Origin of the sequence: Methanoculleus sp. UBA208 (genome assembly GCF_002498065.1) — an archaeon.
In the GTDB taxonomy this organism is placed as follows: Archaea; Halobacteriota; Methanomicrobia; order Methanomicrobiales; family Methanoculleaceae; genus Methanoculleus.
Window position 1 is genome coordinate 628 of sequence record NZ_DAFZ01000041.1, and the last position, 9356, is coordinate 9983.

Sequence of the window (9356 nt, forward strand, 5' to 3'; positions counted from 1 at the left end):
GCAGAGTAGATGATTTTAACTTTGCTCTCAAGCGGTTGTACGGATATGGGAAGAACCGAGGAAGAAACCGTTATTGGAACGATCGTACACGTCGAGAGCGATAACGGGACATATATCATACAGGCGGAAAACGGAACACGCTACGCTCCTGTTCATCTGGACGAAGACTACCAGGTCGATGGCATGGTGGTAGGCTTCCGAGGGGTCATTCTGGAGGATGATAACGTGCCGGAATCACCGGGTATTCCTATCGAGATTCACTATATTGGTACATATGTTCCGCCCGGAGCAAACGCCACACTCACACTTGAGAAACTTTTGCCGTGAGGCAATTTCGTATCGTACTGCCGAGATCAACCGGCTGCCTGAAGGAACCACAGGGACGGGCGTATCCCTTTCCCTAACAAACAGTCTGCATCGATTCCAATCGTGAGGAAAATCCTGTATACGACTCTGGAACGGCTCTTCGAGGCCTGGGACGGCCTGTTCGGTGGAGATCCAGAATACGAGGTTTGACGAGCGGGCACGATGTATGAAGGTCGAATTTCCCGCTTCTTCGTCACCCCTGCACCCGGTGAGCCCAAAGAGATGCTCTTTTCGATTCCACGCTCGTTTTCGAGAGACCAGCAACATCTGCGACCACGATAGTGACATCTACAACCGCAACCCGAACAGCAGAGTTCAGGCGAGTATCCAGTCTCGCGATGACGATACGCAATCACAGGCACGAGACACCCCCTGGAACACGAAACCCTCATGCACTCTCGCCTTTCCGAGGCGGGAGTTCTCTCCTCATTTTTGATAAACACCCGGCGGACATGGAAAGAAATCGGGCATAAAAAGTAACTGTTATGGTGCTGAAGTGGTCATGTGGGTGCTCAAATCAACCATCTGAGCCCCATAAACGCCCATTCCAGTTCAGCGAACTACCGATCCCGGGAAGAAGCGGAGAGAGGGGAATCCAGCTCCGATGCGTTCATGGCGACCTTGCGTAAATATTCGAGGACGACTTTCGACTCTTTCTCATCGAAATCCTTGACAAGAAGTTCGTTTATTTCATAGCCGATATGTTTCATCTCAGGTTGGAGTTTTCTGCTTTTTTCCGTCAGGTACAATCGTTTTACCCGCTTATCTTCCGGATCGGTCCGGCGCCTGATGAGATCTTCTTCCTCAAGTTTCACAACAGATTTTGCAATCATGGTTTTGTCAAAACCCCGCGACAATGCGAGGCTGTCCTGACTCCGCCCCTCCTCGTCGTAGAGGGACATGAGGATCGCAAAATGCCCCCATCCGATATTATACGGCGCAAGATCTTTCGCAAATCGTTTCTGAATCGTCCGATAGGTATACGAGATCAACGCCGCCGGGACTTCTATCTCTTGAATCCATTGGGTAACCGGATTATCTCTGGTCGGGCTCACCATCTTCAGACCTTCTAATTAGTTGCATTGTCATCTATTTATACAAGATTGAATCGACACTGTTGAACGATCGACAATGGTCTCTGAAGAGATTCCGAAGGCGATCGGGTTCTTGTCGCGATCGCGTACCTCCGGGATTCCGAACGCTGGAGACAGAAAGCCGGCCGGTGACTCCTCATAAATTTTATCATTGCCGGGCTTCTTGACCTTTGCACCGGCGATGCCGTACCGGTTCGAACAACCGATCCTCGGGAGCGAACCGGCAACGGGTCCTGCTATTGCAGGCATAGCAGGGCTGTCAATACTTCCTATTTTCACACTACTCTTCGGCGGATTTTTCTGCGGGCTGCTTGCAGGAGAACGCTTATTGCGCCCCGGTCAGGAGAGGCCGTTCCTGAAAAAGGGATTATTTGTCCGGTGCCGTCGTCCCCGGCCCGGGAACCGGCCGGCGTTTCCCTCGCATGAGGGACGCCGCTATCCCGATAAGACAGAGGATCGTGAAGAGTCCGAATGCGTACTGCAGGCTGCGGATGAACTGCGGATAATACTCCGGTGTTATCTCCACCCTGCCGATAACAAAGGAGAACAACATCATCACAATACCCATCGAGAGCATCTGGCCGACGAGCCGCACGGTCCCGTTCATACCGGACGCGACACCGTAGTAGCGTTTTTCCACCGAACTCATGATCGCATTCGTGTTCGGAGAGGAGAACAGGCTCAGGCCCACACCCAGCACCGCCAGGCAGGCAAGCAGGTATCACAGGGGGATCGATTCCGTCAGGAAGGCAAGCAGGAAAAGACCAAAGGCAGTACATGCCATTCCTGCCGACGCCACGATCTGCGGATCGATCCGATCCGACAGCCGGCCGGCAATGGGTGAGAGCACTGCCATTACCGCGGGCTGGACGATGAGTATCAGCCCGGCATATTCCGGGGAGAACCCTTTCGTGAACTGGAGATCGAGGCTCAGGAGAAAGGTCACGGCGTACGTTGCGCTGTAATTGATGAGTGCGGCGAGGTTTGAGAACGCAAAGACCCGGTTCTTTGTCAGGAGTTGCATGTTAAGAACCTGCATGGGAATCCTCATCTCGTACAGGACAAAGATAATCCCGATGATGATGCCGGCCGCAATCAGCACAATGCCCGTCGCATCCGGAACGATGGAAAGGCCGTACATCACCGCAATCAGGGCGCAGGCATAGATTACCGAGCCGAGAAGATCGAAACGCTCGCCCGCGCATTCCGCCCATTCGCCCTCGAACCTCCAGAGGATGAGGATACAGGCGACGATCCCGATGGGAACGTTGATGAAAAAAATGCTCCGCCAGCCGAGATACTCGGTCAGCAGGCCTCCTAAGAACGGCCCGATCGTGAGACCGAGGTACACGGCAGTGGTGTATATCCCCAGCGCTTTTCCCCGCTCGCCCGGGGGAAAGACCGATGTCAGGATGGCAACGCTTGTTCCGAAGATCATGGCGCCGCCGAACCCCTGGAGGATCCTGACCGCGATGAGCAGGTTCGTTGTCGGCACCATCGTCATCACAAAGGACGAGAGGGTGAAGACCGCTATGCCGTACAGGAGGATCCGTTTTCTTCCGTAGATGTCGGCAATCTTCCCGAACGGTACCAGGAAAAGAGCAGCCGCAAGGAGGTAGGCCGTCGCGATCCAGGAGAGCGAGATCGCGTCCATGTGGAACTCCGCGCCCATCGCCGGCAACGCAATGTTGACTGCCGAACCGTCGAACGGAGTGAGAAAACCGGTGAGCACAGCGATCAGGAGCACAATACGCCTGCCGGTCCGGGTTACGGCGACATCCGGCGTATGGCAGATCGCGGGAATATCTGCAGTTGTTTCGGTTACGGGGTCCGGATTCTGCATAATTTCTCCATGAAAAAATGGTTTTGCACTCGACATTTCGGCCGCAATCACGTCGTGCCCTGGCTGTATCCGGGACAAATTATTGTCTGTGACGGGGGAACGCCACCTGCGGCCGGCGGATGACGAACGAGGCGTCGAGGTTGCTTACCATCCGTGCCGCCATTTCTGCGGGGATACCCAGCGCCATCATCTCCGGGGGGAAGGAACGGTTCTGTGTCGGGTCCTGCGGGCCCATGAACGCAGTGTCGCGGGGCGTGTTTTCCGCAAGGCCTGCCGGGAACGTGATGAAGGTCGCACAGGAGGGACCCCATGGAACGATGACCGGTGAAAACGGATCGTCACGGTCGAAATGGATGAGTGCCGCCATGTTCCGGATCTGCTCGCCTGTGCCGAAGCAGCAGATCGATCTGACCGCGATATCCGGATCCGGAAGGGTTTCGCATGCCTGCACGATGAGATATTTTCCGGGAGGATGGATCGGCCCTGCTGCCAGGTCGCACCGCTCGACGAGTTCCGGGCTTGCTTTCAGATATTCGGCCGCCCCGCCGCGCACGTCCTTCTTCCCGGTCGATACAAAATACTTGATCTCATCGGACACGGGAGCATATCCGACACGGAAAAGCCCCCCCATGACAGCAACCCTCGCTCGTATCCTCACTGACATAGATTGCCGATACATCGGTGCCCGTCGCCATCCGCAACAGGGAAACCGCAAAACATCGGTTAACCCCGCTCATCGGAGGGATACCCGATGGCAGGACTTCGGATCCGTACACTGCAAGAGGTCTGGTCGAAAGCCTGAATGCGGACTTCAGCCGGGCCCCAATCTCCCTGAAATCTCTTTTTTCCATATTCACTTCACCTCGCTGCATCTGCGGTCAGACCTTTCCAGATCGGGCCGTCGAATACCCCATCCTCTGCCTCCGCTTCCATCCCCTCAAAGAGGGAGAACGGCACGGCAAAGGTAAACATATGAGCAGGAATCGTCTTGCCCACACTCTCCCGTGCAGAGAGATCGGTATACCCAAGCACTGCCCTGGGGTGCTCCTTCCTTGCTTCGTCGCATACGAATGCCCCTATCTGCTGGCAGGCGGCCATAGGGGGAACCCGCACAGGATCCGTGCCCTCGATGATTGCCCCGACCAGCGTCACGAGCCCGGTGATCCGGAGCGGGTCCGCCACGAACACAACGACGACCGGACGTTCGCCGGGTTTTACCTTACTCAGGGGCGTGAAGATCACGTACTGTTCGGCAATGTCCGTGATCGGCAGGTCTGCGGTCATGAACCGCTTTGCTTTCTCCGGATCCTTATGGAGGCGTTCGCCGTGGATGAACTTGGCCCGTTCCCTTTTGGGAACATGCTGCACGGCGGCGCAATAGGCTTCCGGATTTTGACTGCTCTCCGCACCTTTCGCGAAGAAGGCCGACATGAATTCGACGCCCGCACCCTTGAAAGCGTCGTAGTACCCGTTACCAAAGCCGAGGCCGGCACGGGCACCGGGGCAGCCGTATGTCTCCCGGTCAAATACGGCGGTCTTTCCTTTCACTGCAACCTGGGCAAAAAACGGCATGATGCAGGCCTGCACGTGCGGGCGGATCTGCAGGGCGCCTTCGGGCTTTGTGTTGCTCCAGAGAATCGCCACCGGCTCGTAGCAGAGGCCGGCTTTTTGTGCGACTGTGCTTCTCATTCCTCCTCTTCCTTCAGCCAGCCCATCCCGACGTACCAGTCATACTGATGGGCAAAGCTTTCCTTGTGATTTTTCACCATCTGGCCGAAATATTCCCGTCTCTGCCGGTGGGCCTCGTCCTGTTCGGGGTAGGCAATCTCCCCCCGGATCGACCGGGCCAGCCGCTTCCCGAGTTTCCGGGAGTCCTCTTCTGCTTTTCCGAGCGCCGACGCGTCCCGGCCAATCGCAGTCCCGACTCCCCCGACAACGGTGACACCGAGTGTCGCGAGAACGTTGTTCATGTACCCGACGACCTCCGACGCGCCGCTTCCCCCGGCGGTGCACACGGAGCAGCCGAATTTTCCCGTCAGCGTCTGGCAATGAATGGCATCGGACAAGCGATCGAAGAGCGCTTTCATCGGAGCAGGAACGGAATTGATGTAATTGGGAGCCCCGAAAACGATACCGTCGGCGTATGCCATCCGATCGAAGATGTCCGGGAAATCGTCGATGAGCGGGCAATCCCCGGTCGCGTAACAGGTCAGGCAGCCGGTGCAGTATTTGATATCCCGAGAATAGATATCCACGAGTTCCGTCTTCCCGCCCTCGTCGTTGACACCGGCAAGGACGGCATCTATCAGCCGGAGCGTCTTGCTCTTCTTCCCCATGGGACTTGCGATCAGTCCGATGACTTTCATACGTTTCCTCTCTGAACCATGTTCATAGTACACCGTTTTCCGGTACGGATTCCGTTTTCTTCAGGCTTCATTCGCGCGAGGCGGGCCGGGCAGGTACAGCCCGGTGATCTTCCAACCCCTGGTTTTCAGAATCACTGGATAGTTGACTATTCAACAATAAAGTAAAGGATTGTCACCTATAAAAAGATGATGATTCAACTAATTTGTGCAGACCAATGAGTTCCCGGCTGTGCCGTTGATGAATTTCCCAGAACCGGAACTCCGGTGTGACAGGAGGTTCTCGTGGACAGCCGACCGTTATCCTCGGCACATCGTTAATTTCCCTTCTTCTTTCCTGCCATTCGTCACAAATCTCCGTTTTTTTTGCAACCCCGGGTTCCTGAAGGCTGGAATGAGAGATCGATCTGGCGGGCCCGGGTATGCAGACACGTGTCACAGAAAATGTCTGGGGGAACGCTGGAGAACTCCAGCGAGGATATTCGCGGCGGTCCGGGCCAACCCCGGGGAAAAAGAGTTTATTCTCCTTTCAGCATCGCGTCGATCGCCGCCGCCGCCTTCTTCGCCGACCCCATCGCCTCGATCACCGTCGCCGCGCCGGTGGCGATATCCCCGCCGGCGTAGACGTGGGAAATAGACGTCCGGCCGTTCTCGTCGACGGCGACGTTGCCTCTCCGGCCGCGCTCAAGTCCCGGGATCAGGGAGACGAGGAGCGGGTTCGGGCTCGTGCCTATCGCCTGGATCACCATATCCACGTCGAGGGTGAACTCGCTCCCCTCGATCGGCTCCGGAGACCGGCGGCCGCTTGCGTCGATGCCGCAGAGGGACATCTTCACGCACTCGATGCCGGTGACGCACTGCTCGCCGAGGATCTGCGTCGGGTTCGTGCAGGTGAAAAACTCGATCCCCTCCTCCTTCGCGTGCAGAACCTCGGCCCTTCGTGCCGGCATCTCCTCCTCGCCGCGCCGGTAGATCAGGGAGACCTTCGCGCCCAGGCGGCGAGCCACCCTTGCAGAGTCCATCGCGACGTTCCCTCCGCCGATCACCGCAACACGCGCCCCGTGCAGGACCGGGGTGTCGAACTCCGGGAACGCCTCGGCGTGCATCAGGTTCACTCTCGTCAGGAATTCGTTTGCCGAGTAGACGCCGTTTTTGTTCTCCCCGGGAATGCCCATGAACGCGGGGAGCCCCGCCCCGGTCGCGAGGAAGACCGCATCGTAGCCGAGGAGTTCCTCCGTGCCGACGCTCCTCCCCACGAGGTGGTTCTTCTTCAGCCGGACGCCGAGGGCGAGCACCTGCTCGATCTCCGCTTTGACGACCTCCTTCGGGAGCCGGAACGCAGGGATGCCATAGGTCAGGACCCCGCCGGCCTCGTGGAGCGACTCGAAGATCGTGACGGCGTGGCCGGCACGGGCGAGCTCGGCCGCAGCCGTCAGCCCCGCCGGGCCGGAGCCCACGACCGCCACCCGCTTCCCGGTCGGCTTCGCCGTCCCGGGAAGGCTCGGGTCGTTTTCCCGCTCCCAGTCGGCTACGAACCGCTCGAGCGCACCGATCCGGATCGGGGTCTCCTTGTTGCCGAGGATGCAGACGCCCTCGCACTGGGTCTCCTGCGGGCAGACCCGTCCGCAGATAGCGGGGAGCATGTTCTGCTCCTTGAGCGCCCGTGCGGCCGCGGAGAAGTTGCTCTCCGCGATCTCGCGGATAAATGCCGGGATATCGATGCAGACCGGGCAGCCCGTCACGCAGAGGGGTTTCTTGCACTGCAGGCACCGCTCCGCCTCGGCGACGGCCTCTGCGGGAGAAAGGCCGTAATCGACCTCTTTGAAGTCCTTGATCCGGACGTCGGCCGGCCGGTCACTCATGGTGGTGGCCTCCCTCGCCGCACCGGCACCGGTGCTCCGCGAACCGCTCAAGCGACTCCTTCTCCTGCGTGGTGTAGATCCGCTGCCGCTGCATCAGCTCGTTAAAGTCGACCTGGTGGGCGTCGAACTCGGGGCCGTCGACGCAGGCGAACTTCGTCTCCCCGCCGACGGTCACCCGACAGGAGCCGCACATCCCCGTCCCGTCGACCATGATCGGGTTGAGGCTGACGTAGGTCTTCACGCCGTAGGGCACCGTCGCGCCGGAGGTGACCTTCATCATGATGGCGGGGCCGATGATCCAGACCCGGTCGATCTTCCGCTCCTCGAGCAGTTTCTTCAGGACGTCGGCTGCAAACCCGTGGACGCCCTTGCTCCCGTCGTCGGTCGTGATGTAGAGCTCGTCGCAGATCTCCCGCATCTCGTCCTCCAGGATGAGGAGATCGGCATTTCGCGCACCGATGATCCCGATGACGTGGTTGCCGGCACCTTTCAGCTCCTTTGCGATGAGGGGCGTGCTCGCGATCCCCACCCCGCCGCCGATGACGCAGCAGGTGCCGTAGTTCTCGATCTCGCTCGGTTTGCCGAGCGGTCCCACCACGTCGCTGATGCTGTCGCCCGCACCGAGCGTCGCAAGCTCCTCGGTCGTCTTGCCGACGGCCATAAAGATCACCCGGACGGCGTCTCCCTCGACCGCGGAGATGGTGAGCGGTATCCGCTCGCCCGCTTCGTGCAGGCGCAGGATGATAAACTGGCCCGCCCGTGTGTGCTGCGCCACCTGCGGCGCACGTATCCAATATTCATAAACCCGGTCGGCGAGTCTGGTCGCCAATTCTATCGTATACAACCGATTCACTCCTGATGATGTTGGTCTTCTCAACGTCGAAATGCATCTAACGCTTCGTACATATTGTGGCTTCAGCCTCTTTACTGCAGCTCCTCTACCTTGAACCGTACTCCATGACCGACCGGAGCGAGCATGGATACGGAGTAAAAAACACGAACGGTTATCCGTTGATCCGTCACAGGGATAGGTATGCAGAGCCAGGTACTCTGGGGGATTGCCCTGACCGCCATCGGTGCGGCGATCACGATCATAGCGGTCCTGGCACTCCCGTTCCTCCTCATCTACAGTGTCCCGCTCATCGCGATCGGCCTCGCGCTGATCATCTGGCGGGGGCGTGAGGAGATCATCGAAGCAATCAGGGAGTGAATTAGTATGATACTGACGACGACTGAAGACGTGCCGGGCTACGCCGTAGGGGAGATTCTCGGCGTGGTCTCCGGCAACACCGTACGGGCGAAGAACGTAGGAAGGGATATCACTGCAGGGCTCAAGAGCCTTGTCGGCGGCGAACTCGAGGAATACACGTCCATGCTCGCCGACGCCCGGACCGAGGCCTACAACCGGATGGCCAATGCCGCGCACGATCTCGGCGCCGACGCGGTGGTGAACATCCGGTTCGCGACGTCCCAGACGATGGCAACCGCGGCGGAACTCCTCGCCTACGGGACGGCGGTGAAGCTCGTCCCGAGGAAGTAAGGGTTTTTCGGGGTTTTTGATGGCGGGGAAGACTGTCTTTCTTTTTTTGTAGGGGTTCGTGCGGTCCAAGGCATCCAGATAGCGTGCCGTGACATTTGATGGACCTGGTCTCTGTTTTGAGTGGGTCCCATTTTTGACTGCAGGGGGTTTGGTTCCCTCTGCGACTCAAGTTTTGCGGCGCTTGAACTCAGACTCCTATCTGTTGCAAAAACCCGTGAACGGATTTCCACCGAGCATCGCCATGCGGGGGAGGGGCTGACGGGGAGGGGGGCTCGCCCCCCTCCCCTG

The 9356-nt window shown here is 58.5% G+C and carries 11 protein-coding genes; 3 read left to right on the forward strand and 8 right to left on the reverse strand.

The genetic code is table 11. From position 1 onward, the window contains the following. The first annotated feature begins 45 nt into the window (after positions 1–45). Positions 46–327, forward strand: a complete 282-nt coding sequence (locus BRA62_RS03940; protein ID WP_292364997.1) for a hypothetical protein — start codon at positions 46–48, stop codon at positions 325–327. Between the two features lie 599 nt (positions 328–926). On the opposite strand, the gene BRA62_RS03945 is transcribed toward BRA62_RS03940, so the two are convergent. From BRA62_RS03945 to BRA62_RS03980, 8 genes are all read right to left on the reverse strand, one after another. Next, entirely contained in the window at positions 927–1424 is a 498-nt protein-coding gene (locus BRA62_RS03945; RefSeq protein ID WP_292364998.1) for a MarR family winged helix-turn-helix transcriptional regulator, read from the reverse strand. 403 nt (positions 1425–1827) lie between these two features. Then, positions 1828–2109, reverse strand: coding sequence for a hypothetical protein (locus tag BRA62_RS12740; RefSeq protein ID WP_331519973.1), 282 nt, complete (start codon positions 2107–2109; stop codon positions 1828–1830). A 72-nt stretch (positions 2110–2181) separates the two neighbouring features. Continuing rightward, entirely contained in the window at positions 2182–3303 is a 1122-nt protein-coding gene (locus tag BRA62_RS03950) for an MFS transporter (RefSeq protein ID WP_331519975.1), read from the reverse strand. A gap of 79 nt (positions 3304–3382) precedes the next feature. Continuing rightward, positions 3383–3901 (reverse strand): DUF169 domain-containing protein, encoded by a 519-nt coding sequence (locus tag BRA62_RS03955; RefSeq protein ID WP_292365000.1) that lies wholly within the window; start codon positions 3899–3901, stop codon positions 3383–3385. 260 nt (positions 3902–4161) lie between these two features. Next, positions 4162–4992 (reverse strand): DUF169 domain-containing protein, encoded by an 831-nt coding sequence (locus BRA62_RS03965; protein ID WP_292365002.1) that lies wholly within the window; start codon positions 4990–4992, stop codon positions 4162–4164. Further along, positions 4989–5669: a flavodoxin family protein gene (locus BRA62_RS03970; protein ID WP_292365003.1), complete on the reverse strand. Its 681-nt coding sequence runs from the start codon at positions 5667–5669 to the stop codon at positions 4989–4991. The genes BRA62_RS03965 and BRA62_RS03970 overlap by 4 nt, the downstream gene beginning before the upstream one ends. A gap of 515 nt (positions 5670–6184) precedes the next feature. After that, positions 6185–7528 carry an NADPH-dependent glutamate synthase gene (gene gltA / locus BRA62_RS03975; protein ID WP_292365005.1) on the reverse strand — a complete coding sequence of 448 codons (1344 nt, stop codon included), beginning with the start codon at positions 7526–7528 and terminating at the stop codon, positions 6185–6187. After that, the gene (locus tag BRA62_RS03980; protein ID WP_292365006.1) at positions 7521–8381 is read right to left on the reverse strand and encodes a sulfide/dihydroorotate dehydrogenase-like FAD/NAD-binding protein; all 861 of its coding nucleotides are present in this window, start codon (positions 8379–8381) and stop codon (positions 7521–7523) included. Before BRA62_RS03980 ends, gltA begins: the two co-directional genes overlap by 8 nt. 180 nt (positions 8382–8561) lie before the next feature. Here BRA62_RS03980 and BRA62_RS03985 point away from each other — a divergent pair, with 180 nt between their 5' ends. Next, positions 8562–8738 (forward strand): hypothetical protein, encoded by a 177-nt coding sequence (locus tag BRA62_RS03985; RefSeq protein WP_292365007.1) that lies wholly within the window; start codon positions 8562–8564, stop codon positions 8736–8738. A 6-nt stretch (positions 8739–8744) separates the two neighbouring features. Then, the gene (locus tag BRA62_RS03990) at positions 8745–9068 is read left to right on the forward strand and encodes a YbjQ family protein (RefSeq protein WP_292365008.1); all 324 of its coding nucleotides are present in this window, start codon (positions 8745–8747) and stop codon (positions 9066–9068) included. Positions 9069–9356: the final 288 nt, after the last annotated feature.

Excerpts from the sequence above, each read along its gene's own strand:
- gltA (WP_292365005.1), bottom strand. The coding sequence starts at position 7,528 with ATGAGTGACCGGCCGGCCGACGTCCGGATCAAGGACTTCAAAGAGGTC.
- BRA62_RS03970 (WP_292365003.1), bottom strand. The coding sequence starts at position 5,669 with ATGAAAGTCATCGGACTGATCGCAAGTCCCATGGGGAAGAAGAGCAAG.
- BRA62_RS03965 (WP_292365002.1), bottom strand. The coding sequence starts at position 4,992 with ATGAGAAGCACAGTCGCACAAAAAGCCGGCCTCTGCTACGAGCCGGTG.
- BRA62_RS03985 (WP_292365007.1), top strand. The coding sequence starts at position 8,562 with ATGCAGAGCCAGGTACTCTGGGGGATTGCCCTGACCGCCATCGGTGCG.
- BRA62_RS03940 (WP_292364997.1), top strand. The coding sequence starts at position 46 with ATGGGAAGAACCGAGGAAGAAACCGTTATTGGAACGATCGTACACGTC.
- BRA62_RS03990 (WP_292365008.1), top strand. The coding sequence starts at position 8,745 with ATGATACTGACGACGACTGAAGACGTGCCGGGCTACGCCGTAGGGGAG.
- BRA62_RS03945 (WP_292364998.1), bottom strand. The coding sequence starts at position 1,424 with ATGGTGAGCCCGACCAGAGATAATCCGGTTACCCAATGGATTCAAGAG.
- BRA62_RS03950 (WP_331519975.1), bottom strand. The coding sequence starts at position 3,303 with ATGCAGAATCCGGACCCCGTAACCGAAACAACTGCAGATATTCCCGCG.
- BRA62_RS12740 (WP_331519973.1), bottom strand. The coding sequence starts at position 2,109 with ATGAGTTCGGTGGAAAAACGCTACTACGGTGTCGCGTCCGGTATGAAC.